Genomic DNA, 23,957 nt, shown 5'->3' with positions numbered 1-23,957 from the left:
TTACGGCGCTGTGTAGAGAATCACTGCGGCAGTCGCCAGCAGGTTCAACAGCGTCAACGGCAGACACACTTTCCAGCCGAATGACAGCACCTGGTCGTAGCGTGGACGCGGAAGCGCAGCACGAATCAGGATGAACATCATCATAAAGAACGCCGTTTTCAGGGCGAACCAGATGAACGGCGGCAGGAAAGGTCCGTGCCAGCCACCAAAGAACAGCGTTACGATCAGCGCTGAAACGGTGGTAATCGCCACATATTCGCCGACAAAGAACAGGCCGAACTTCATACCGGCATATTCAATGTGATAACCGTCTGCCAGTTCCTGCTCCGCTTCTGGCTGGTCAAACGGATGACGGTGACACACCGCCACGCCAGCAATACAGAAGGTCACGAAACCGAAGAACTGCGGAATGATGTTCCACAGATGCGTCTGGCTGTTGACGATATCATTCATGTTGAACGAGCCCGCCTGCGCCACCACACCCATCAGCGACAGACCCAGGAACACTTCGTAGCTCAGGGTCTGCGCCGAGGCGCGCATTGCGCCCAGCAGCGAGTATTTGTTGTTACTCGACCAGCCAGCAAACAGTACCGCGTAGACCGCAAGGCCCGCCATCATCAGGAAGAACAGCAGACCGATATTCAGGTCTGTCACCATCCAGGTTGGCGAAACCGGCACGATAGCAAAGGCCAGCAGCAGTGAAACAAAGGCGATAACCGGCGCAAGGGTAAAGATAAAGCGGTCGGTAAACGGCGGGACCCAGTCCTCTTTGAAGAACATTTTGATCATGTCAGCGACCAGCTGGAGCGAGCCGCCCCAGCCTACGCGGTTGGGTCCGTAACGGTTCTGGAACAGGCCGAGCAGACGACGCTCGGCGAAGCTCATGAACGCGCCGCAGGCCACAACCACTAGCAGAATCACAATGGCTTTAACAATGGCCAGCAGAATGTCGATAACGTCCGGTGTTAACCAGCTCATTGCGCCGCCTCCTGCAGAGTGTCGATTTTACCGTTCGCCAGGAATGGCGGAACGCCCGGCATACCCAGCGGCAGACCAATCTGTCCCGCCTGCAGTGACGCCGAGAAACGGACCGGCAGACGGACTGTCTCACCGGCACAGCTGAACTCAACCGCCGCGCCATTGTTGACGCCCAGTTTCGCTGCATCCTCCGGGTTAATCACCAGAGCAGGCTCCGCCATACGCTGCTGGAAGACCGGTGAACGCTGTGACATCTCTTCGCTACCGAACAACCGGTGGAGAGGTGCCACACGCCACTGCGCATCACTGACAAACGCGGCAGGAACGGTCGTGAACCACGGCAACTCACTGGCGCTTGCTTCAAACAGGCGCACGCCTGGATCGCCATGACGCAGTTTGCCGCCCACTTCAACCTGGAACTTATTCCACGCCTGCGGTGAGTTCCAGCCTGGTGCCCAGGCGAATGGAATCTGCGAACGCGGAGCCGATGGCTGGTTGTTCCCTTCCATTGAGAAGGCGAACATGGTGTCCTGATCCTGTGGCTGACGCGGTTCGTGAACGCTGATATTCGCGCGCATCGCAGTTCGTCCACTGTTACGGTTCGGAGAACGCGCCAGTTTCTGACCACGAATGCGGAAGCTCGCATCAGGTGCCGCTTCTTTGATACCCGCCAGCTGTGGCAGGCGGGTAACCACGGCATCGATCACGTGATCGAGCTGCGTCCAGTCCACATGACGGCTTTCCAGCGTGCTGTGTAGCGAGTGCAGCCAGCGCCAGCTTTCCAGCATCACAATGTTGTTGTCGTAATAGGCAGGATCGTAAACCTGGAAGAAACGCTGTGCGCGGCCTTCATGGTTAATCGAGGTGCCATCACTTTCAGCGAAGCTGGCGGTTGATAAAACCAGACCCGCTTTCTCGAGCGTCGCAGTACGCTGATGATCAACCACAATGACGTTTGTGGTCTGAGCCAGCGCCGCATCCACCACGGCTTTCGGTGCATGGCGATAGAGGTCATTTTCCAGAACCACCAGCGCATCGGCTTCACCGTTGCTCAGCTGCTCCAGCGCATGCTCCAGCGGATTACCGCCGATCATGCCCAGACCGATGCTGTTGGCGTGACCTGCCAGCAAAGTAATGCCGACATCTGCACCGCGTGCTTTCAGGGCTTTCGCCACGTTAGCCGCTGCTTCAATGACTGCGCTGCTGCCTGAGTGAGTACCGGAGATGATTAATGGCTTTTTCGCTCCGGCCAGCGCCTGAACGACAACATCCATTTTTCCATTGAGCTTGCTGTCGAAATCGGTGACCGCTGGCGCAGATTCATCCAGCGCACTGGCGATAGCGAAGCCAAGGCGCGCCTGATCTTCAACCGGCGCACGGTAGCTCCATGCCGCGATATCATCCAGACGGGTTTCATCAACGTGGGTAACAAACAGCGGATGTTTCGCGTTCTGACCAATGTTCATGATGGCGGCGATCTGCCAGTCTGCGACTTTCTGCGCAGCGGCCATATCACGCGCTTTGCCTTTCACGGCCTGGCGAACAGAGAGTGCCACACGTGCGCCAACCTGTGTCAGGTCTTCACCCAACACCAGCACCGCATCGTAGCTTTCAATTTCACGCAGCGATGGCGTATAGATTCCGCCCTCGCGCAGGACGTTGAGCATCAGTTCAAGACGGGCCTGCTCGTCCGCTGGCATGCCGGTTGAGAAGTTCTCTGCACCCACCAGTTCACGCAGGGCGAAGTTACTTTCAATGCTGGCACGCGGCGAGCCGATACCGATCACTTTCTTCGCCTGACGCAGCAAATCTGCACCGGCATTGACCGCCTGCTCCGCGTTCAGCGTGACCCAGTCGTTGCCGCGCAGCAGCATCGGCTGACGTGGACGATCTTTGCGGTTCACGTAGCCATAGCCAAAGCGGCCACGGTCACACAGGAAGTAGTGGTTTACGGTGCCGTTGTAACGGTTTTCGATACGGCGCAACTCACCATAACGCTCACCCGGGCTGGTGTTACAGCCGACACTGCACTGCTGGCAGATGCTCGGTGCAAACTGCATATCCCATTTACGGTTATAGCGTTCGGAGTGGGTTTTGTCGGTGAAGACGCCGGTCGGGCAGATTTCAACAAGGTTGCCGGAGAATTCGCTCTCCAGCGTGCCATCTTCCGGGCGACCGAAGTAGACGTTGTCGTGCGCGCCGTAGACACCCAGATCTTTGCCATCGGCATAATCTTTGTAGTAACGCACACAGCGGTAACAGGCGATACAGCGGTTCATCTCGTGGGAGATGAACGGACCGAGATCCTGATTACGGTGAGTACGTTTGGTGAAGCGATAGCGGCGGAAGCTGTGGCCGGTCATTACTGTCATATCCTGCAGGTGACAGTTACCGCCCTCTTCACACACCGGACAGTCGTGTGGGTGGTTGGTCATCAGCCACTCCACCACGCTTTCGCGGAACTCTTTCGCTTCGCCATCATCGATGGAGATGAATGTGCCGTCAGAGGCCGGTGTCATGCAGGACATGACAAGACGGCCGCGGGTATCTTCGGCATTCTGGAATTGCTTTACCGCACACTGGCGGCAGGCCCCAACGCTTCCCAGCGCCGGATGCCAGCAAAAGTAAGGAATATCAAGGCCCAGAGAGAGACATGCCTGTAGCAGGTTGTCCGCTCCGTTCACATCATACTCTTTACCGTCTACATGAATTGTAGCCATAGTGACATGCTTCCGTAAGGCTCGTCAGAGACGAGCGTTAATCATATTCTTGCCCCGACGCACGACGTTGTCGGGGCGGCGGCACCAGGCCTGTTCCGTATTCTTTGGTGAATTACCAGCGCGCTTTCAGCAGGTTTGGCTGGATACCGCCAATGGCGCGGGTATTGCCAAACACCTGCGGTGCCATGCCAGCTTCAAACTCTTCACGGAAATATTTAATCGCACTCTGCAGCGGCTCAACCGCACCTGGCGCATGCGCACAGAAGGTTTTACCCGGGCCAAGCTGACGGCAGAGTTGCAGTAAGGTTTCGATATCGCCTGGCTGACCCTGCTTCTGCTCCAGCGCACGCAGAATTTTAACGCTCCACGGCAGGCCATCGCGACACGGTGTACACCAGCCGCACGACTCACGGGCAAAGAACTCTTCCAGGTTACGTACCAGCGAGACCATGTTGATCTCGTGATCGACGGCCATCGCCAGCGCCGTACCCAGACGGCTGCCTGCTTTGCCGATGCTGGCAAATTCCATCGGCAGATCCAGGTGCTGGTCGGTCAGGAAGTCGGTCCCTGCGCCGCCGGGCTGCCAGGCTTTGAACTTCAGTCCGTCACGCATGCCGCCCGCATAATCTTCCAGGATTTCACGTGCGGTGATACCGAATGGCAGCTCCCAGACGCCGGGATTTTTAACCCGTCCGGAGAAGCCCATCATTTTGGTACCGGCATCTTCGCTTTTAGAGATGTTTTTGTACCACTCCACGCCGTTGGCCAGAATCGCCGGGACATTGGAGAGGGTTTCTACGTTGTTCACGCAGGTCGGTTTGCCCCACGCGCCTGCACTCGCCGGGAATGGCGGCTTGGAGCGCGGGTTCGCACGACGGCCTTCCAGTGAGTTAATCAGTGCCGTCTCTTCACCGCAGATATAACGACCTGCACCAGTGTGGACGATCAGCTCAAAGTCGAAGCCGGTACCGAGAATATTTTTACCGAGATAGCCGGCTTCCGTCGCTTCAGCAATCGCACGGCGCAGATGCACCGCCGCTTCAATGTATTCACCACGTAAGAAGATATAGCCTCGGTAGGCCTTCAGCGCAAAGGCACTGATCAGCATGCCTTCCACCAGCTGGTGAGGCATCTGCTCCATCAACAGGCGATCTTTATAGGTGCCTGGCTCCATTTCATCGGCGTTACACAGCAGGTAACGGATGTTCATCGACTCATCTTTCGGCATCAGGCTCCACTTTAAACCCGTAGAGAAGCCTGCACCGCCACGCCCTTTCAGGCCGGAATCTTTCACTGCTGCGACGATGTCATCCTGTGACATGCTTTTCAGCGCTTTTTCCGCACCTGCATAGCCGTTTTTGCTGCGGTATTCATCAAGCCAGACAGGTTGCTTGTCGTCACGCATCCGCCAGGTCAGCGGATGGGTTTCAGCAGTACGAATGATCTGTTTAATTGTCATTGATACTGCTCCAGCAAAGAAGGGATGCCTTCCGGCGTCAGATGCACATGCGTGTCTTCATCCACCATCATCGTTGGGCCCTTGTCGCAGTTGCCCAGACAACAAGTCGGCAGCAGCGTAAAGCGGCCATCGGCAGTCGTCTGACCCGGTTTGATATTCAGCTGCTGCTCCAGTGCGGACTGGATGCCCTGATAACCGGTGATGTGACAGACCACGCTGTCACAGTAACGGATAACATGACGGCCAACCGGCTGACGGAAGATCTGGCTGTAAAACGTCGCCACACCTTCAACATCACTCGCCGGAATACCCAGTACTTCAGCAATCGCGTTGATCGCGCCGTCTGGTACCCAGCCGCGCTGTTTCTGCACGATCTTCAGCGCTTCAATCGAGGCTGCACGCGCATCTTCGTAGTGGTGTTTTTCGTGCTCAATGGCGTGATGCTCTTCCGCGCTCAGCACGAAGACCTCGTTAGGGTCGATCGTTTTAATGGCAATGTGTTGATCGTGCATAATTAGCGGTCCACGTCTGACATAACAAAATCGATACTACCCAGATATACGATCAGGTCGGATACCAGGCTGCCACGGATTACTGAAGGAATCTGCTGCAGATGCGGGAAGCTCGGCGTACGCACGCGGGTGCGGTAGCTCATGGTGCTGCCATCGCTGGTCAGGTAGTAGCTGTTGATCCCTTTCGTCGCTTCAATCATCTGGAACGATTCATTGGCTGGCATAACCGGTCCCCACGAAACCTGCAGGAAGTGGGTGATCAGCGTTTCAATGTGCTGCAGCGTACGCTCTTTCGGTGGCGGCGTGGTCAGCGGGTGATCCGCTTTGAACGGCCCCTCTGGCATATTGTTGAGACACTGCTCAAGAATACGCAGCGACTGCCACATCTCTTCCATCTTCAGCTGAACACGGCTGTAAGCATCGCTGATACCATCGCCGACCGGGATTTCGAAATCGAAGTTTTCGTAGCCTGAGTATGGACGCCATTTACGCACATCAAAGTCGAGACCCGTGGCACGCAGACCGGCACCGGTGGTGCCCCACGCCAGTGCCTCTTCCATGTTGTACGCAGCAACGCCTTTAGAACGACCAATCAGCACGGTGTTACGCAGTGCGGCTTTGTCATATTCCTTCAGGCGCTTCGGCATCCAGTCCAGGAAGTCACGCAGCAGCCGTTCCCAGCCACGCGGCAGATCATGCGCCACGCCGCCGATGCGGAACCAGGCCGGATGCATACGGAAACCGGTAATGGCTTCAACCACATCATAGATTTTCTGGCGATCGGTAAAGGCAAAGAACACCGGTGTCATGGCACCGACGTCCTGAATAAAGGTCGAGATATAGAGCAGATGGCTGTTGATTCGGAACAGCTCAGAGAGCATTACGCGGATCACGTTGACGCGATCGGGCACGACGATACCGGCCAGTTTTTCCACCGCCAGCACGTAAGGCATTTCGTTTACGCAGCCGCCGAGGTACTCGATGCGGTCAGTGTAAGGAATGTAGCTGTGCCACGACTGACGCTCGCCCATCTTTTCGGCACCACGATGGTGATAGCCGATGTCAGGCACGCAGTCGACAATCTCTTCACCATCCAGCTGCAGAATGATGCGGAACGCACCGTGCGCCGACGGGTGGTTAGGCCCGAGGTTCAGGAACATGAAGTCTTCGTTGGTGGTGCTGCGCTTCATGCCCCAGTCTTCAGGCTTAAAGGTCAGCGCTTCCATCTCCAGATCTTCTTTCTGTTTGGTCAGCGTAAACGGATCGAATTCGGTGGCGCGCGCTGGGTAATCTTTACGCAACGGATGGCCTTCCCAGGTCGACGGCATCATGATGCGCGTCAGATGCGGGTGACCATCAAAGGTGATACCAAACATCTCCCAGGTTTCACGCTCATACCAGTTGGCATTCGGGAAAAGACGGGTGAGGGTCGGCAGATGCATATCGTTTTCAGAGAGTGCCACCTTCAGCATGATGTCGCGGTTGCGTTCGATCGATAGCAGGTGGTAGAAAACGGAAAAATCCGCCGCAGGCAGGCCTTCACGGTGGGTACGTAAACGTTCATCCACGCCATGCAGGTCATACAGCATGACGTAAGGCTTAGGTAATTTACGCAGGAACTCGGTAATTTCCAGTATCTGTTCACGCTTAACCCAGACCACCGGAATGCCGGTGCGGGTTGGCTGTACAGTGAAGGCATCCGGCCCAAAACGGTTACGCAACTCGCCGATCACCGGGTCATCAAGGTGATCACGGGTTTGCCATGAAGGCTGAGCGAGATCTTGCGTGGTCAAATCTGTCATACGTTACTCACCATTCCGGCCTGGTCTCAGGCACTCAAATGAAGGCGTCAGGATGGGGCCATGCATTAAATTGTGATGTTCTGCTGCAGGCGCTGTTTTCCATCCATACGGTTTTAAACTTCGTCCGGGCTGCGCAGGTTTGTGACTGCGATGCGCTCGCCGCGTTTTCTTTCACGCTCTGAAGGCATGTTGGCGCGGTAAACGCCCTGATCGCCGACAACCCATGAAAGCGGACGGCGCTCTTTGCCGATCGACTCCTGCAACAGCAGCAGGGCCTGCATGTAGGCTTCAGGACGTGGCGGGCAGCCAGGAATATAGACATCTACCGGCAGGAATTTATCGACGCCCTGCACCACCGAATAGATGTCATACATGCCGCCCGAGTTGGCGCAGGCACCCATGGAGATCACCCATTTTGGTTCCAGCATCTGATCGTACAAACGCTGAATAACCGGGGCCATTTTGGTAAACGGCGTACCGGCGATAACCATAAAATCCGCCTGACGTGGCGAGGCGCGCATTACTTCAGCACCAAAACGTGCCACGTCGTGGACCGCGGTAAACGATGTTGTCATCTCAACGTAACAACAGGACAGGCCAAAGTTATAAGGCCAGAGGGAGTTTTTACGTCCCCAGTTCACCATGTCATGCAGGGCATTTTCGAGTTTGCCCATGTAAACGCTGCGATGAACGTGCTGCTCCAGCGGATCGCTGACGATTTCCTGCTTTTGCAGAGGATAACGGTCGTTCTCACCACCGTTCGGGTCTATGCGGGTGAGCGTATAGTCCATCTTATTGCCTCTCTTTTACTGCTTATGAGGATTGGTGTGGCTGACCGTAGTAGTTTTCACCACTACGCGACGGCGAGCCGGAGCCCAGTCCAGTGCGCCAATGCGTACCAGATAGACCAGACCCGCCAGGAGCACCAAAATGAAAATTGCGGCTTCCACAAAGCCGATCCAACCGCTTTCACGGATTGAAGTCGCCCATGCGTATAAAAAGAGGGCTTCGACGTCGAAGATGACGAAAAACATCGCAACCAGATAAAATTTCGCCGACAGGCGGATATGAGTATCACCAACGGATTCAATGCCCGATTCGAATGGCGTGTCTTTGTAGCGGGCGCGCGCTCTGCCGCCAAGCAGCCATCCTCCGGTCAGCATGAAAGCACACAGGCCAAAGGCAATAACGATAAATACGATAAACGCCCAGTGCTGAGCGATGATTTCGGTGGTAGTTGACATACTCATTGCTTACTCATCAAAAGTGGCGCTGGCATCCTGCACGCGTTTCCCGCAGCAAACTGACCACATCGATTCAAGGGAAGGGTAAAAACCTTTTAAATGTCGCTGTTATTACGTAATAAACAGCTATTTAATGGGGTTTTTTACTCCTTTCTATAACCTTTTGTCAACTTTGACAAAAGTATCCAAACATTATTTCACACCTGCATCATATTATTAACAAATGATGCCCCGCTTTCCAGCTAAATCGCTTCAGTCTGTAGGGTTAATTTTAGTGTAGCGGGTATTCACACGCATGGATCGTGCATTTAACAAACATATTTTGACAGGTATGACTCTGTTTTCCTTCCCCTTATCAGGGGTATTTTTTTGATCCAGAACACACTTTTGCCCTTTTTGCGTTAAATTTCTCCACATCAAACCGCAATCCGGAACAGATGCTTCATTCATCCGGATGGCAGATTTCAGTTTGTGTACGAGTGAAATTCAGTGAGGGTTTTACATCAAGGAGAGTGGAAGGTAGGAAGAGACTTTAGGGGTCAGAGATAAAAAAAGCCTCTCGTTCTGTTCAGGGAATGAGAGGCTTATTTATAAGCGTTTGTTAAGGCAATGACGCGGATGTTGAGCACAACACGTTAGCGAAATTACTCTTCGTCATCCAGCAGCAATGTACCGTCTGGATTGTTGCTCAGGTTATACGGATCATTGGTAGACTGCATGGCATTGAAGATAGCCAGTGCCAGCTCATTATCGCTGTCTGGGTTACGGCACAGGAGATACTGTGTATCCGGCAGAACCGGCAGGCCTTCAGCCGCCCCCATCACACGTAGTTCCGGGCTCATCATCTCTACAGGACGAGCAGTTACGCCCAGACCCGCCTTCACCGCGGCTCGTACTGCAGCCAGTGTGGAAGCGACGTAGGAGATACGCCATGGAATGCCGGCTTCATTGAGATGATCAATAGCCATATCACGGTAAGGACTTGGCTCATCCAACAGCACCAAAGGAATGGCTTCGCCGCGCTGGAAAATGTAGTCCGCGGCGCAGTACCACAACGTTGGTGAGGTACGCAGGACCTGATAGGTGAAATTGCCCGGGCTGGACGTGGTCACAACAAGGTCCACTTCACCCTGATTGAGCATTTCCATCATAAATGGATTACGTTTAACCCGCACATCGATTGCCAGTTTCGGATAAACCGAGGTCACCCGGTTTAGCAGGAACGGCAGAATAGTGTCAGAGGTGTCATCAGAGGCACCAATGGTCAGAACGCCCTGAATGTTGCTGTACATCAGAGATGTGCAGGCTTCGTCGTTGAAACGAAGAATTTTTCTGGCATAGCCTAAAAGCTGGATCCCGTGCTCTGTTAACAGCTTATTACGTCCATGTCTGGCAAACAGCTCTTTACCTACCAATTGTTCCAGACGCTGCATCTGCTGACTGACTGCTGACTGGGTTCTGCAGACCGCTGCAGCAGCAGCTGCAAAGGTATTCAAATCCGCAACGGCAACGAAGGTTCTCAGCAGATCGAGGTCGAGATTCAGTATCGGACGATTTGCATTAGTCATGTTTTTTTCTTCACTTATAAGATTTTTACGAACTACTACCCTGGTGTTATTACAAGCTTATCAAAGTGATAAGCAGTAATGGTGCTCAATGACAGTCCTGTGTGAAGACTGACACAAAAAAAAGTTTATGTGGAACCTGCACTGTTGACTCACCTGTAAGGGTCAAAGTGCTATCAAGACAGATACAACTTCTTAACCGATGGCGCTGGGTGCGCGAATGCAGGAAGCTGCGTAGTTGTCTTATTCCCGTCAGAAAGAAACGGGCACGATAAAAATCGCACTTTAAAGGCTACTTAGACGAAGCGGCTAAGTGCACTAAATAATAAATTATACTTAATCATTTTTGACTTCAAAATGGAAATGATTTTGTGAAAAGCGCTGTAAATTTTGTGCTAAAGGCATTTCCGAACCCTTATGCCACATTATTGATCACTTTTTAAGACTTCAGCGTCCTGAAATTTAGGAAGGAAGTGTTAAGTAGTGCTCATAATCCTGTGATTAAGATGCCATTTGAAACTCAGCATTCGGCACTTTTCCGGCGATCACAAGGCCTTAAACGCGGCACTCTTAAGCAGCGTTAAGGCGTAATCATTACGCACGTTATAAAATCGTCCAATAAATGAACATTTATAAAATATCCTTTAACTATTTCTCTAAGGGTATATTTCAGGCGCACAGAAAAGTTCTATTTCGATAACTTCCAGATAGCTTTCATAATGTCAGAGCCAGATGTTGGCTCAGCAGCGCTTTGGACAAGTTAAAATACTGCTTTCAATCTTATTTATGGGATTATTGACCACTTCCGGCTATAACCATTATTTTTTACGCTGTGCACTGTACAAAAAGTTGTTGAACCCGCCAAAACGGGGCGGCACCCTTCTTTTGTGACCGTGAGGAGAGTACATTGTGCTGGTTCGATTTCTGTGGCAGCCAAAAGGATTCTGCCCATAAGGCGGTAACAATGACTTTTCAAATTGATAAATCCGGAAAACTCGATAACGTCTGCTATGACATCCGTGGCCCGGTATTAAAAGAGGCTAAACGCCTCGAAGAAGAAGGTAATAAAGTTCTGAAGCTGAACATCGGCAACCCGGCGCCGTTTGGTTTCGAAGCACCGGATGAGATCCTTGTCGATGTCATTCGTAATCTTCCCAGCTCTCAGGGCTATTGTGACTCTAAGGGTCTTTATTCCGCCCGTAAGGCGATCATGCAGCACTACCAGGCTCGCGATATGCGCGATGTCACGGTAGAAGATATCTACATTGGCAATGGTGTTTCAGAACTCATCGTGCAGGCGATGCAGGCGCTACTGAACAGCGGCGATGAAATGCTGGTGCCGGCACCCGACTATCCTTTATGGACGGCTGCGGTTTCCCTCTCCAGCGGCAAAGCGGTGCACTATCTGTGTGACGAGTCAGCAGGCTGGTTCCCGGACCTGGATGATATTCGCAGCAAGATAACGCCTCGTACACGCGGCATCGTGATTATCAACCCTAATAACCCTACCGGTGCGGTTTACAGCAAAGAGTTGTTGCTAGAGGTGGTTGAAATTGCGCGTCAGCATAATCTGATCATTTTCGCCGATGAGATCTACGACAAGATCCTCTACGACGACGCACAGCATCACTGTATCGCTGCACTGGCACCCGATCTGCTGACTGTAACGTTCAATGGCCTCTCCAAAACCTACCGCGTGGCCGGTTTCCGTCAGGGCTGGATGGTACTGAACGGGCCGAAAAAACATGCAAAAGGTTATATCGAAGGGCTGGAAATGCTCGCTTCGATGCGCCTGTGTGCCAACGTACCGGCGCAACATGCGATTCAGACGGCACTGGGCGGCTATCAGAGCATCAGCGAATTTATTATGCCTGGCGGTCGTCTCTACGAACAGCGCCAGCGCGCCTGGGAGTTAATCAACGATATTCCTGGCGTAAGCTGTGTGAAGCCGCAGGGCGCGCTCTACATGTTCCCTAAAATTGATGCCAAAAAATTTAACATTTTCGATGATCAGAAGATGGTGCTGGATTTCCTGTTACAGGAGAAAGTGTTGCTGGTTCAGGGCAGTGCTTTTAACTGGCCCTGGCCCGATCACCTGCGCATCGTTACGCTGCCGCGCGTCGATGATCTGGAGATGGCGATTAATAAATTTGGTCGTTTCCTGCAAGGCTATCGTCAGTAATCCTGCCCGCGTATACTGACGCTATTTGGGGAGAGCCTGTCTCTCCCCTGCCTGCCAACAGGAACGCTCATGACACAAAGCCACTTCTTTGCTCACCTCTCCCGTCTTAAGCTGATCAATCGCTGGCCGCTGATGCGCAATGTGCGCACAGAAAATGTCTCTGAACACAGCCTGCAGGTCGCCATGGTGGCGCACGCCCTGGCGGTGATTAAAAACCTTAAGTTCAACGGGTCACTTAACGCCGATCGCATTGCCATGCTGGCGCTTTATCACGATGCCAGCGAAGTGCTCACTGGCGATTTACCCACGCCCGTTAAGTATTACAACGCGCAGATCGCCCACGAATATAAAAAAATCGAGAAGATTGCCCAGCAGAAGCTGATTGAGATGCTGCCGGAAGAATTTCAGGCAATCTATCGCCCGTTGATTGATGAGCATCTGCATAGCAAAGAGGAGCAGGCCGTTGTGAAACAGGCGGATGCGCTCTGTGCCTATGTAAAGTGTCTTGAGGAGTTGTCTGCCGGAAATAACGAATTTTTACTGGCCAAAGCGCGGCTGGAAAAGACCCTGGCGCAGCGACGTTCGCCGGAGATGGATTATTTCGTTGAGGTGTTCATTCCGAGCTTCAGCCTGTCGCTGGATGAGATCTCGCAGGATACGCCACTATAAGCCCGACGGTCTGGCCGCCGGGCCGACCCTTAATCCTGCTGACTAAAGGTAAAGCCGCCGTCAGATTCGCGGGTAACCACCAGCGACGCCAGTGATTCGAGCTTAAGCGACACTTCATCCAGCCGTGGCGTCTCCGCTGGGGGATTGATAGCAATCACCGTACAGCCCGCGTTAAGGCCAGATAAAATTCCGGCGGGGGCATCTTCTGCCACCACGCACGACGTCGCCGCTAACCCCAGTTTTTCCGCGCCAAGCAAATAGGGATCGGGCTCAGGTTTGCCTTTCGCCACCTGCTCAGCAGTAATGAACACGGCAGGCTTCGGTAATCCTGCGGCTTTATGACGAGCATGAGCAACCGGCACCGAGCCTGAGGTGACAATTGCCCAGGGGATCTGCAACTCGTTCAGCCGGTTCAGCAGTGCGTTGGCACCTGGCAGGGCCTGCACACCGTCGGTGTCCGCCGCTTCAGCCTGCTCCAGCGCGACAAACTCCGCCTGAATAGCCTCTTCCGACTGGCCTGCCATGAAATGACGCAGAGAGGTAATCGCCTGTTTGCCATGGATGAAATCCAGGATCTCATCAGCGGCGATGCCATGACGGGCACCCCACTGGCTCCAGGCTCGTTCAACCGCTGGCAGTGAATCCACCAGCGTGCCGTCTAAATCAAATAGAAAACCTCTGTAGGTCACGCACTCCTCCTCATCAGGCATTAATCACTTGCGCAATTTCGTTTGCACTTAAATGGTACTGGCGCGGACAAGTCTGCCACAAAGCTAACATGCGTTGATACTTTTCCCACATCGGGGTCTGTGCGTTAAAACCATGGGTGCCGGAATCGAAGTGGGTATAACGCCCTTCGGTATTAACCATAAAACGGACGTAGCCCAGCAGGCGCGCTTCGGTTGCCGCATCAAAGCCCAGAAAGGCGAGACGGCGCTCTTCCAGCTGACCTTTATCTTTCAGATTCGACCAGGAGACATGGAGAGCGTGATGCATCTCCATGATGTCAATCACCGTCCTGCAGATCGCCTCGCTGAGTTCGCCAAATTCTTTATCCAGCTCACGCATCTGCAGCGCATAGCCACGTTCGATGATGGTCTGGTAACGGCGAAAGCGTTCAGCATTTTCTGGCTCAAGCATGGCCATCATTTTGTACTGGTTGGTAAGAATCAAACGCTGTGCATGGGTCATTTCCATCATTTACTCCCGGTCAGAGACCGCTCAGTTAATCGACAATGAAGAAATGATTGCACAGCGTTAGCGACACGGAAATCGCCGTATCGCCTTTTTTTGATTTGGCCGCAGGTTAGCGGTAATTATTTTACCGCCAGCCCGGGATGGATCAGAGATCGTCGAGGAAAGTGCGGTCGAGTTGTTTAAACGCCCGCTTTAGCAGATCGGCCAGTGCCTGATAAGTCGGCTTGCCTTCAACCGGCGCTATCGCCTGCCCCGCTTCTTCCAGCCGGGTACGCACTTCATGAAACCAGTTAAGCAGCGTTGGTGGCAATGGCGTCACTGAACGCTTGCCCAGCCACCACAGCCCCTGCATCGGCAGACTGCAGGCAAACAGTGCGGTCGCCACAGCTGGGCCTAACTGACCGCCCATCGCGATCTGCCAGGTCAGCGTAAAAATCGCCAGAGGTGGCATAAAACGTATGGCAAAACGCGTTGCCGATGAAACCCGGTTTTCCGGGAATACGGGGGCCAGGCGCTTATCAGCAGGCCAGGTCTTCATATAGTGTTGGCCGCGCTGAAACATCCGAAACCAATTGGTACTGCCAGATTCATTTGCCATGGCTCACCTCAACTAATACTGCAAAGATTAAAAAATAGTTATAAAGACACAACTTTACGTAACAACCTTCAATTATTTTTGTCTTTAAAGATGACTCCAGCTATCCTGACGCCGTTTTAACACCTCTTCGGAAGCGGAATGCGCCTTTGGGAAGAGGCCTGAGCCATATTTCGACAAGGCAATCTTAAAATTTTCGCGTAAGATTGCTGGAATTTTTTGCGGAATTGAACATTTCTGTCTACCGCATGATGTTTGTCATTAATCTACCAGCTTTCATGGGCTACGCTGATAGTCTGATTGCGTTTTATTTAGCCACTCTCAAAAAATAGGTACTTCCATGTCGAGTAAGTTAGTTCTGGTTCTGAACTGTGGCAGCTCTTCCCTTAAGTTTGCCATCCTTAATCCTGCCAGCGGTGAAGAGTTCCTGTCAGGCCTGGCGGAATGTTTCCATCTTCCTGAAGCCCGCATCAAATGGAAGCTGGAAGGCGAAAAACAGGAAGCGCCTTTGGGGGCTGGCTCAGCGCACAGCGAAGCGCTGAACTTTATCGTTAAATCCATTCTGGCACAAAAACCTGAGCTTTCGGCACAAATTGCTGCAATCGGCCATCGTATCGTTCATGGCGGCGAGAAGCTGACTCAGTCAGTCATCATCACTGAAGAAGTGGTACAGGGTATCAAAGACGCCTCCTCTTTCGCACCGCTGCACAATCCGGCTCATCTGATCGGTATTGATGAAGCGATGAAAAACTTCCCTCACCTGTCGGATAAGAATGTCGCGGTATTTGACACCGCTTTCCATCAGACAATGCCGGAAGAGTCCTATCTCTATGCGCTGCCGTACAAATTGTATAAAGAGCATGGCGTTCGCCGCTATGGCGCGCATGGCACCAGCCACTTCTATGTCACTCACGAAGCGGCCAAAATGCTCAACAAGCCACTGGAGTCACTGAACATCATCACCTGCCACCTTGGCAACGGCGGTTCGGTCTCTGCGATTCGCAACGGCGAGTGCGTGGACACCTCGATGGGTCTGACCCCACTGGAAGGCCTGGTGATGGGTACCCGCAGCGGCGACATCGACCCGGCGATTATCTTCTTCCTGCACGATACGCTGGGTATGAGCGTTGACGCCATCAATAAACTGCTGACTAAAGAGTCTGGCCTGTTAGGTCTGACCGAAGTTACCAGCGACTGCCGCTACGTAGAAGATAACTACACCACCAAAGAAGATGCGAAGCGTGCAATGGATGTCTTCTGTCATCGCCTGGCGAAATATATCGGCAGCTACACCGCGCTGATGGATGGCCGCCTTGACGCAGTCGTCTTCACTGGTGGTATCGGTGAAAACGCCGCGATGGTGCGTGAGCTCTCACTGAAAAAACTGGCGCTGCTGGGCTTTGAAGTCGACCACGATCGCAACCTGGCGGCCCGTTTCGGCAAGTCTGGCTACATCAATAAAGAAGGCACCCGCCCGGCGCTGGTGATTCCGACCAACGAAGAACTGGTCATCGCCCAGGACGCCGCGCGTCTGACTGCGTAAAACACTTCTCTCCGTCAGCTCAGGCTGACGGAGTTGTTTTTGACACCCTGCCATTACTGAGAGGTTCAAACGTGTCACGTACAATTATGCTCATTCCGACCGGCACCAGCGTCGGCCTGACCAGCGTCAGCCTTGGCGTTATCCGCGCCATGGAGCGCAAAGGCGTTCGTCTCAGCGTCTTTAAGCCGATTGCTCAGCCGCGTAGCGGCGGCGATACGCCGGATCAAACCACCACCATCATCCGTAAGAACTCCTCGATTCCTGCCGCTGAACCGCTGCAGATGTCACGTGTTGAGTCACTGCTGGGATCGAACCAGCAGGATGTACTGATGGAAGAGATCATCTCCCGTTACCACGCCAACACCCAGGATGCGGAAGTGGTGCTGGTTGAAGGTCTGGTCCCGACCCGTAAGCATCAGTTCGCCAATGCGCTGAACTACGAAATCGCCAAAACCCTGAACGCGGAAATCGTCTTCGTGATGGCGCTGGGCAATGACTCTCCGGCACAGTTGAAAGAGCGCATTGAACTGACTCAGAGCAGCTTCGGTGGTCAGAAGAACAAAAATATCACTGGCGTGATTATCAATAAACTCAACGCGCCGGTCGATGATCAGGGACGTACCCGCCCTGACCTGTCAGAAATCTTCGATGATTCGTCAAAAGCCAGCATCGCCAATATCGACCCTAAGCAGCTGTTCTCAGACAGCCCGCTGCCGGTGCTGGGCTGCGTGCCGTGGAGCTTTGATCTGATCGCCACCCGCGCGATCGATATGTGCCGCCACCTGGATGCGCGCATCATCAACGAAGGTGAGATTCAGACTCGCCGGGTTAAATCCGTCACCTTCTGCGCCCGCAGTATTCCGCACATGCTGGAGCATTTCCGTCCAGGCTCACTGCTGGTGACTTCCGCAGACCGCCCTGATGTCCTGGTCGCCGCCTGTCTGGCTGCGATGAACGGCATTGAGATTGGCGCAATCCTGCTGACCGGTAACTACGAGATTGACGATCGCATTGCCCGTCTCTGCGACCGCGCCTTCCAGACCGGCCTGCCGGTATTTATGGTGAAAACCAATACCTGGCAGACCTCTCTGAGCCTGCAGAGCTTTAATCTGGAAGTGCCTGCTGACGATACGCAGCGCATCGAGAAAGTGCAGGAATATGTCGCCAGCTACATTAATGCTGAGTGGATTGAGTCACTGACCGCCACTTCAGAGCGCAGCCGTCGCCTGTCACCCCCAGCCTTCCGCTACCAGCTGACTGAGCTGGCGCGTAAAGCAGGCAAACGCGTCGTACTGCCAGAGGGTGACGAGCCGCGTACGGTTAAAGCCGCCTCTATCTGTGCTGAACGCGGTATCGCCACCTGCGTTCTGTTAGGCAATCCGGATGAGATCCAGCGTGTCGCTGCGGCTCAGGGTGTCGTACTGGGCAAAGGCGTCGAGATTGTTGACCCGGAGCAGGTGCGTGAAAACTACGTGCCACGTCTGGTTGAGCTGCGTAAGAGCAAAGGCATGACCGAAGTGGTCGCCCAGGAGCAGCTGGAAGACAACGTGGTGCTGGGCACCATGATGCTGGAAAGCGGCGAAGTGGATGGTCTGGTTTCCGGTGCGGTCCACACCACCGCTAATACCATTCGCCCGCCACTGCAGCTGATCAAAACCGCGCCTAACAGTTCACTCGTTTCATCGGTGTTCTTTATGCTGCTGCCGGAGCAGGTGCTGGTTTACGGTGACTGCGCCATTAACCCGGATCCAACCGCTGAGCAACTGGCTGAGATCGCTATCCAGTCAGCCGATTCTGCCAGCGCCTTTGGTATCGATCCACGTGTCGCGATGATCTCCTACTCTACCGGCACGTCAGGTGCGGGTAGCGACGTTGAGAAAGTGCGTGAAGCAACGCGTATTGCGCAGGAGAAACGTCCTGATCTGGTGATCGATGGTCCGCTGCAGTATGACGCCGCGATCATGGAAGATGTGGCGAAATCGAAAGCGCCAGATTCACAGGTTGCGGGTCGCGCTACCGTGTTTATCTTCCCGGATCTGAACACCGGTAACACCACGTACAAAGCGGTACAGCGTTCAGCCGATCTGATCTCAATCGGACCGATGCTGCAGGGTATGCGCAAGCCGGTCAACGACCTGTCACGAGGTGCGCTGGTCGATGATATCGTCTACACCATCGCCCTGACCGCCATTCAGTCTCAGCAGGCTGAAGGCTAAGCGTCTGGCAGGAACGAAAAAGGCATGCCCCAGAGCATGCCTTTTTTTCGCCAGTAACAACGCTGTTCGCTTTAACCGTGGGTCAGTCAGGCGCATTAAAGCGGCCGTTATCAGGCCCGGTTATCACCGTTGCGGCTCATCCACAGGGAGAGCGCTTTCAGCGAATCGTCCGTAAATTCATCACAGCGTGCGGTGATCTCATCGGGCGTCATCCAGATAATCTCATCAACTTCCGATTCCTGCATGGCGAATGGGCCGTGTGACACGCAACTGAACAGGCCACCCCAGACACGACAGTGCTGATCTTCGAAGTAGAATTTGCCATGCTCAGCAAACGGCACCGCAGCAATCCCTAACTCCTCTTCCGCTTCACGTCGCGCAGAGTCCAGCATATCTTCACCGCTCTGCACCACACCGCCCGCAGTTGCGTCCAGTTTGCCCGGCATAAAATCTTTTATCTCGGTGCGACGCTGTACCAGAATCTTGCCCATACCGTCATGAACCACGATATAGGTGGCGCGGTGACGCAGGCACTGAGCACGCATCTGCGCACGTGTCGCCTGAGCAACGACTTCATTCTCTTCGTTTACGATATCGACCCACTCGATGCCGTCACCCGCAGTTTGATCCACCATCCGTAACCCTTTCCTGTTTGGCGTACAGTTGCGTACGCAGTTTGCCACGTCGTTATTTTTATGTGGCGTAAGGTAATCACTTACGCCAGCCTGAGCAAGCCCTGGCTGTTACCGATTTTTACCACTTTCTGCTAACCACAGCTGTACCGAGGCCCGCTGCCACTGAAACTCAGCATAATGCTGTAAGCGTGCAGGCAAAGGATCGCCATGCAATACCAGCCGGTTAAGCATCACCGCCAGATCGGTATCCGCAATTGACCACTCGCCAAACAGGTTCTGTTGCCCGTCCGGCAACAGGCGATCGACAGCCACAACGAGTTTATCCACCGCCTGCTGCGCTGAAGCGGTCAGCGGCGCAAAGCTTTCACCGGCAAACAGCACTTCTGTCGGACGCTCCTGACGGATCCACAAAAAATCGCTGCGCAGCCAGGCCTGAATCTCTCTGGCGCGGGCGCGCTTCTCGCGGTCTCGTGGATAGAGTCTCTCGAACTCAGGGGCCGGAAAACGCTCTTCGAAATATTCAGTAATCGCCGAGGATTCGCTTAACAGGAAGTCATCAATCTGCAGAGTCGGAACCCGGCATGTCAGCGACAGCTCACGGTAAGCCGCAGCGTATTGCTGATTCTGCGACAAATCGACGCGTTTCAGGTGAAAGGGGATCCCTTTTTCGGTAAGAGCAACGTAGGCCGACATGGCGTAAGGACTGAAAAATGATGAATCTGACCACAGAGTGATGGACGGATAATTCATCGGTTACCTCAATTGGCTGTCAGGGTTGCATCATGTTTACCGATTTTTTTTTGCGAAGGCAACGCTGAGCTGATCCGATCTCTGCCTCCGGAAGAAGAAAGCGCGACGCGACTCACTATAGAGTGGCTCCACTCTTCTATGCTGATAGGTGCAAATAACAAAAACATCAAGGGAGCCGCAACATGCACATTCTAATTACCGGTGGCACGGGACTGATTGGCCGTCACCTGATTCCGCGCCTGCAACAGTTGGGGCATCAGATCAGCGTGGTGACGCGTGACGTGGTCAGCGCGCGTGAAAAACTGGGCGACAATGTCGCGTTCTGGTCAGGACTGGCGCAACAGCCGAACCTGGATAACATTGATGCGGTGATTAATCTGGCGGGAGAACCCATTGCAGACAAACGCTGGACAGAGCCGCATAAACAGCAGCTGTGTGAAAGCCGCTGGCAGATAACCGAGCAGATCGCCTCCCTGATCAACGCCAGTGCCACGCCACCCTCCGTACTCATCTCAGGTTCGGCAACCGGCTTTTATGGCAATACCGGCGATCTGGTGCTGACGGAGGAGGATCAGGGTCAGGATGAGTTTACTCATCAGCTCTGCGCCCGTTGGGAGCAGCTGGCGCTCGCGGCTGAAAGCGAACGCACCCGCGTCTGCCTGCTGCGAACCGGCGTGGTGCTGGCGCCTGAGGGCGGCGCACTCAGCAAAATGAAGCTGCCCTTTAAGCTTGGCATCGGCGGACCGATCGGCAGTGGCAAACAGTATATGCCGTGGATCCACATTGATGACATGCTGAACGCCATTATCTGGCTGCTGGATCATGACGATCTGCGGGGTCCGTTCAATATGGTCGCTCCCTACGCGGTGCGTAACGAGCAGTTTGCCGCCACCCTGGGCCGGGTTATGCATCGTCCGGCCTTTATGCGCACACCTGCCAGCGCCATTAAACTGATGATGGGCGAATCGTCGGTACTGGTGCTGGGAGGACAGCATGTGCTGCCAAAGCGGCTGGAAGCGTCAGGTTTTGGCTTCCGCTGGTACGATTTGCAGGAGGCTCTGCAGGATGTCGCAGGATAAACATGCGGCGGCCCAGGGCCGCCGTATGTTTAGTTAGTTACGCTGCTCTGCTACACGCGACTTCATGACCTTCTCTTCACGTGTATGCCCCGGTTGTGGCACACGAATAATGAAGGTCAGCACGCCAGCGAACACGTAGAGGCCGGTATAGGCCCATACCACACCGACAATGTCGAAGAATGGCAGCATGACTGAGGCGATAGCCGGTGCCACAAAGTTACTGAGTCCTGCGGAGAGGTTGTAAATCGAGACCGCAGCACCTTTATGATGCGGTTCCAGCGTCGGAAATACAGCAGTCATCGGTACAAACGCGGCGACAAAAATTCCCAGCATTACCGCAGGGATTAATGCGACCCAGAAGTTATGACCCGCATACAGCGGCAGATAATAAAAGGTCAGGCTGGAGATGGCCATCCCCAGGCAACCAAACCAGCGCACCTGACGGATCCAGCCCAGCTTCTCACCCGTAAGGCCCCAGATGATATTCGTAAAGATAGTGACAAAGAAGAACACCGCCCAGATTTGTAGCCATTCAGAGAGGGTAAAGCCGAGACGATCGACAAACAGCAATGGCATGATAATGGCGAAACCAAACAGCGACAGCGTGTTGATGATGCGAATCAGGCAGGCATAAAACACATGCTGATTGGTGAACAGGATGGTCACGGCACGCGACATCTCTGTCATCTTGTCACGCATCGGCAAATTCACACGAGAGCGATCCACCGGTACCTTGCGCAGGCTGAAGTATGCGAGGATCCCACCACAGGCCACCCAGATAATAGCCAGCCACAGCGTCCCGGTTTCCCCCAACATCGGGATGACCAGACTTGGCAGATAGCTGCCAATCACCCCGATGCCGACGGAATACATCGCCCAGAACCAGCCGGTCGCCGCCGCCAGTTTTTCGCGCGGTAAGACCTGCACCAGCATCATCATGAAAGAGTAAATAAACAACGGATAAGCCAGCCCGCGAATGCCGTAGAACAGCACCATCAGCGGATAGTTACGCAGGCCAAGCCCTAGCGACATAAACAGCGTATGCATCACAATCCATAACACAAAACCAATCATCATCGCGCGCAGCGGTGTGATCAATTCGGCTACCACGCCAGATGCCCAGGCCGCCAGGGCTGCCGCTAAGCCATAGAAGGCGAATACGACTGCAGACTGCGCGGGCGTAAAGCCCATATCGGTGATATGGCGCGACAGAAACGCCATTTCAAAGCCATCACCCGCCATAAAGATTGCGATAGCGAGGAAGCCCCAGAACATCTTTTTCGGTAAGCCAAACCAGTATTCGTTCGATTGCATCACAATTACCTTCTGTCTGGTTAGTCGTTATGCAGGCAGCAAGCTGCGCACCTGTTGTTGCTGGATGTAGAGTTCCCGGAACAGACATAGCCGCTTTTGCAGCACGGCACCGCGCGTCTCGTCCGGTTGGTAGCGCGCCTGCACATCCGGCTTCAGACACACCTCATGCTCAAGGCCGCCATCAGCCAGCCACGCTAAACGTGCTGCACCCAGCGCGCCAGATGCGCTGGCCGGATGGGTAACAATGGGCAGTTGCAGCACATCGGCAATCAATTGAGCCCACACTGTGCTACGTGCGCCACCACCGGTCAGGCTGCACTGCTGAATGTGATCCCTGGCATCGCCGAGCACCTTCAACCCATCAGCCAGCCCAAATGCCACGCCTTCAACCACCGCATAGCCCAGCAAGGCGCGCGGCGTTTCATGGCGCAGATTGAAGAAAGAACCGGAGGCGTCAGGATCGTTATGTGGTGTGCGTTCACCAGACAGATAAGGCAGGAAAACCGGGGCGCTACGCACTTGCTCATCACTGAGCTGTGCCACCTCCTCCATCAGCTGGCTTTCACTGACCGACAACAGATTGCACAGCCAGCGCAGACAACTGGCGGCGCTAAGCATCACACACATCTGGTGCCAGCGGCCCGGTAACGCATGGCAAAAGGCGTGCACCCCGAATTGAGGGTCAGCCCGTAAGCGCTCGTTTACGACAAAAATCACACCGGAGGTACCCAGAGAGATAAACGCATCACCGGGATTCACCGCCCCCACACCGACTGCCGATGCGGCATTGTCACCGCCGCCTCCCGCGACAGTAACCGCAGTAGATAAGCCCCACTCGCTCGCCAGTGTCGGCTGCAGGCGTCCACTTATTGCACTGCCTTCTACCAGTTCAGGCATTTGGGCACGCTTAAGTCCCGTGATGGCCAGCAGTTCGTCCGACCAGTCACGCCGGGACACATCGAGCCACAGCGTTCCGGCAGCATCCGAAGGCTCACTGACAAAGCGCCCGGTAAGACGCCAGCGCAGGTAATCTTTCGGCAGCAGGACCTTATCGATGCGGCTAAAAACGTCTGGCTCATTTTCCGCGACCCAGTGTAGTTTCGGCAAAGTGAAGCCGGGCATAATCATATTGCCGCTAATTTCCCCTATCCGGGGATAGTTCTTCCGTAGCCTTTCACACTGCGGTGCACTGCGCGTGTCGTTCCAGAGGATACACGGGCGCAGCACCTTCCCCCCGGCATCCAGCAACACGGCCCCGTGCATCTGTCCCGATAATCCAATAGCGCGAATTGCGGCCCATGCCAGAGGAAACTGATGACGTAATCCCGCCAGAACCTCGCTGCAGGCTTGCCACCAGCATTCAGGATCCTGTTCAGCCCAGTGGGGATGGGGACGCTGCACGCTCAGCGTGGCGTGCTGAGACGCCACAATCTCACCGTGCGTATTAATGATCAGCGCTTTAAGCTCTGAGGTGCCGATATCAATGCCGAGATACAT

Annotated in this window: 20 protein-coding genes; 5 read left to right on the top strand and 15 right to left on the bottom strand. The window is 54.1% G+C overall.

The genetic code is table 11. From position 1 onward, the window contains the following. The 8 genes from nuoH to lrhA all read right to left on the bottom strand — a co-directional run bounded on the left by nuoH (position 1) and on the right by lrhA (position 10,283). Positions 1-978, bottom strand: a complete 978-nt coding sequence (gene nuoH, locus AC2LB6_RS11045; RefSeq protein ID WP_003854240.1) for an NADH-quinone oxidoreductase subunit NuoH — start codon at positions 976-978, stop codon at positions 1-3. Then, complete coding sequence (gene nuoG / locus AC2LB6_RS11040; protein WP_490093524.1) at positions 975-3,698, bottom strand: NADH-quinone oxidoreductase subunit NuoG; 2,724 nt, start codon at positions 3,696-3,698, stop codon at positions 975-977. Before nuoG ends, nuoH begins: the two co-directional genes overlap by 4 nt. Positions 3,699-3,810: 112 nt before the next feature. Further along, positions 3,811-5,151, bottom strand: a complete 1,341-nt coding sequence (gene nuoF / locus AC2LB6_RS11035) for an NADH-quinone oxidoreductase subunit NuoF (protein WP_490093589.1) — start codon at positions 5,149-5,151, stop codon at positions 3,811-3,813. Positions 5,152-5,153: 2 nt separating this feature from the next. Next, the gene (gene nuoE / locus AC2LB6_RS11030) at positions 5,154-5,669 is read right to left on the bottom strand and encodes an NADH-quinone oxidoreductase subunit NuoE (protein WP_033783731.1); all 516 of its coding nucleotides are present in this window, start codon (positions 5,667-5,669) and stop codon (positions 5,154-5,156) included. Positions 5,670-5,671: 2 nt separating this feature from the next. Then, positions 5,672-7,471 carry an NADH-quinone oxidoreductase subunit C/D gene (gene nuoC / locus AC2LB6_RS11025; RefSeq protein WP_490093523.1) on the bottom strand — a complete coding sequence of 600 codons (1,800 nt, stop codon included), beginning with the start codon at positions 7,469-7,471 and terminating at the stop codon, positions 5,672-5,674. Positions 7,472-7,584: 113 nt separating this feature from the next. Continuing rightward, positions 7,585-8,262 (bottom strand): NuoB/complex I 20 kDa subunit family protein, encoded by a 678-nt coding sequence (locus tag AC2LB6_RS11020; RefSeq protein WP_003854245.1) that lies wholly within the window; start codon positions 8,260-8,262, stop codon positions 7,585-7,587. A 15-nt stretch (positions 8,263-8,277) separates the two neighbouring features. Then, positions 8,278-8,721: an NADH-quinone oxidoreductase subunit A gene (locus tag AC2LB6_RS11015; protein WP_010258058.1), complete on the bottom strand. Its 444-nt coding sequence runs from the start codon at positions 8,719-8,721 to the stop codon at positions 8,278-8,280. 638 nt (positions 8,722-9,359) lie between these two features. After that, complete coding sequence (lrhA, locus tag AC2LB6_RS11010) at positions 9,360-10,283, bottom strand: transcriptional regulator LrhA (protein ID WP_013358575.1); 924 nt, start codon at positions 10,281-10,283, stop codon at positions 9,360-9,362. Positions 10,284-11,244: 961 nt separating this feature from the next. Between lrhA and AC2LB6_RS11005 the strand changes: the two genes are divergently transcribed. Further along, positions 11,245-12,462, top strand: a complete 1,218-nt coding sequence (locus AC2LB6_RS11005) for a pyridoxal phosphate-dependent aminotransferase (protein WP_010258051.1) — start codon at positions 11,245-11,247, stop codon at positions 12,460-12,462. Positions 12,463-12,531: 69 nt separating this feature from the next. Continuing rightward, complete coding sequence (yfbR, locus tag AC2LB6_RS11000) at positions 12,532-13,131, top strand: 5'-deoxynucleotidase (RefSeq protein ID WP_490093522.1); 600 nt, start codon at positions 12,532-12,534, stop codon at positions 13,129-13,131. A 29-nt stretch (positions 13,132-13,160) separates the two neighbouring features. Here the strand turns inward: yfbR and AC2LB6_RS10995 are convergent, their stop codons facing one another. The 3 genes from AC2LB6_RS10995 to yfbV all read right to left on the bottom strand — a co-directional run bounded on the left by AC2LB6_RS10995 (position 13,161) and on the right by yfbV (position 14,926). After that, entirely contained in the window at positions 13,161-13,820 is a 660-nt protein-coding gene (locus AC2LB6_RS10995) for a sugar phosphatase (protein ID WP_490093521.1), read from the bottom strand. Between the two features lie 13 nt (positions 13,821-13,833). Continuing rightward, entirely contained in the window at positions 13,834-14,328 is a 495-nt protein-coding gene (locus AC2LB6_RS10990) for a YfbU family protein (protein WP_061063005.1), read from the bottom strand. A 145-nt stretch (positions 14,329-14,473) separates the two neighbouring features. Next, positions 14,474-14,926, bottom strand: coding sequence for a terminus macrodomain insulation protein YfbV (yfbV, locus tag AC2LB6_RS10985; RefSeq protein ID WP_008926473.1), 453 nt, complete (start codon positions 14,924-14,926; stop codon positions 14,474-14,476). A gap of 337 nt (positions 14,927-15,263) precedes the next feature. Here yfbV and ackA point away from each other — a divergent pair, with 337 nt between their 5' ends. Together ackA and pta are read left to right on the top strand one after the other, a co-directional pair. After that, positions 15,264-16,466: an acetate kinase gene (ackA, locus tag AC2LB6_RS10980; RefSeq protein WP_490093520.1), complete on the top strand. Its 1,203-nt coding sequence runs from the start codon at positions 15,264-15,266 to the stop codon at positions 16,464-16,466. An 86-nt stretch (positions 16,467-16,552) separates the two neighbouring features. Beyond that, positions 16,553-18,682, top strand: a complete 2,130-nt coding sequence (gene pta / locus AC2LB6_RS10975) for a phosphate acetyltransferase (RefSeq protein WP_175501442.1) — start codon at positions 16,553-16,555, stop codon at positions 18,680-18,682. A 110-nt stretch (positions 18,683-18,792) separates the two neighbouring features. Here pta and yfcD read toward each other — a convergent pair whose 3' ends face one another. Next, complete coding sequence (gene yfcD / locus AC2LB6_RS10970) at positions 18,793-19,317, bottom strand: NUDIX hydrolase YfcD (protein ID WP_490093519.1); 525 nt, start codon at positions 19,315-19,317, stop codon at positions 18,793-18,795. Between the two features lie 108 nt (positions 19,318-19,425). Next, positions 19,426-20,067: a glutathione transferase gene (gene yfcF, locus AC2LB6_RS10965; protein WP_490093518.1), complete on the bottom strand. Its 642-nt coding sequence runs from the start codon at positions 20,065-20,067 to the stop codon at positions 19,426-19,428. A 182-nt stretch (positions 20,068-20,249) separates the two neighbouring features. On the opposite strand from yfcF, the gene AC2LB6_RS10960 reads away from it, so the two are divergent. Next, entirely contained in the window at positions 20,250-21,146 is an 897-nt protein-coding gene (locus tag AC2LB6_RS10960; RefSeq protein WP_490093517.1) for a TIGR01777 family oxidoreductase, read from the top strand. A gap of 33 nt (positions 21,147-21,179) precedes the next feature. Here AC2LB6_RS10960 and AC2LB6_RS10955 read toward each other — a convergent pair whose 3' ends face one another. Both AC2LB6_RS10955 and xylB read right to left on the bottom strand, forming a co-directional pair. Beyond that, complete coding sequence (locus tag AC2LB6_RS10955; protein WP_490093516.1) at positions 21,180-22,460, bottom strand: MFS transporter; 1,281 nt, start codon at positions 22,458-22,460, stop codon at positions 21,180-21,182. Positions 22,461-22,487: 27 nt separating this feature from the next. Then, positions 22,488-23,957, bottom strand: a complete 1,470-nt coding sequence (xylB, locus tag AC2LB6_RS10950; protein ID WP_490093515.1) for a xylulokinase — start codon at positions 23,955-23,957, stop codon at positions 22,488-22,490.

The organism is Pantoea sp. RCC30.1 (assembly GCF_058148845.1).
Note: the sequence above shows the minus strand (reverse complement) of the source record. Positions and strands in the feature narration are given on the sequence as shown.

What these genes read in the sequence shown, in the direction of transcription:
- nuoH (WP_003854240.1), bottom strand. Translation starts at nt 978, where the DNA reads ATGAGCTGGTTAACACCGGACGTTATCGACATTCTGCTGGCCATTGTT.
- nuoG (WP_490093524.1), bottom strand. Translation starts at nt 3,698, where the DNA reads ATGGCTACAATTCATGTAGACGGTAAAGAGTATGATGTGAACGGAGCG.
- nuoE (WP_033783731.1), bottom strand. Translation starts at nt 5,669, where the DNA reads ATGCACGATCAACACATTGCCATTAAAACGATCGACCCTAACGAGGTC.
- nuoC (WP_490093523.1), bottom strand. Translation starts at nt 7,471, where the DNA reads ATGACAGATTTGACCACGCAAGATCTCGCTCAGCCTTCATGGCAAACC.
- AC2LB6_RS11020 (WP_003854245.1), bottom strand. Translation starts at nt 8,262, where the DNA reads ATGGACTATACGCTCACCCGCATAGACCCGAACGGTGGTGAGAACGAC.
- AC2LB6_RS11015 (WP_010258058.1), bottom strand. Translation starts at nt 8,721, where the DNA reads ATGAGTATGTCAACTACCACCGAAATCATCGCTCAGCACTGGGCGTTT.
- lrhA (WP_013358575.1), bottom strand. Translation starts at nt 10,283, where the DNA reads ATGACTAATGCAAATCGTCCGATACTGAATCTCGACCTCGATCTGCTG.
- AC2LB6_RS11005 (WP_010258051.1), top strand. Translation starts at nt 11,245, where the DNA reads ATGACTTTTCAAATTGATAAATCCGGAAAACTCGATAACGTCTGCTAT.
- yfbR (WP_490093522.1), top strand. Translation starts at nt 12,532, where the DNA reads ATGACACAAAGCCACTTCTTTGCTCACCTCTCCCGTCTTAAGCTGATC.
- AC2LB6_RS10990 (WP_061063005.1), bottom strand. Translation starts at nt 14,328, where the DNA reads ATGGAAATGACCCATGCACAGCGTTTGATTCTTACCAACCAGTACAAA.
- yfbV (WP_008926473.1), bottom strand. Translation starts at nt 14,926, where the DNA reads ATGGCAAATGAATCTGGCAGTACCAATTGGTTTCGGATGTTTCAGCGC.
- ackA (WP_490093520.1), top strand. Translation starts at nt 15,264, where the DNA reads ATGTCGAGTAAGTTAGTTCTGGTTCTGAACTGTGGCAGCTCTTCCCTT.
- pta (WP_175501442.1), top strand. Translation starts at nt 16,553, where the DNA reads ATGCTCATTCCGACCGGCACCAGCGTCGGCCTGACCAGCGTCAGCCTT.
- yfcD (WP_490093519.1), bottom strand. Translation starts at nt 19,317, where the DNA reads ATGGTGGATCAAACTGCGGGTGACGGCATCGAGTGGGTCGATATCGTA.
- yfcF (WP_490093518.1), bottom strand. Translation starts at nt 20,067, where the DNA reads ATGAATTATCCGTCCATCACTCTGTGGTCAGATTCATCATTTTTCAGT.
- AC2LB6_RS10960 (WP_490093517.1), top strand. Translation starts at nt 20,250, where the DNA reads ATGCACATTCTAATTACCGGTGGCACGGGACTGATTGGCCGTCACCTG.
- AC2LB6_RS10955 (WP_490093516.1), bottom strand. Translation starts at nt 22,460, where the DNA reads ATGCAATCGAACGAATACTGGTTTGGCTTACCGAAAAAGATGTTCTGG.
- xylB (WP_490093515.1), bottom strand. Translation starts at nt 23,957, where the DNA reads ATGTATCTCGGCATTGATATCGGCACCTCAGAGCTTAAAGCGCTGATC.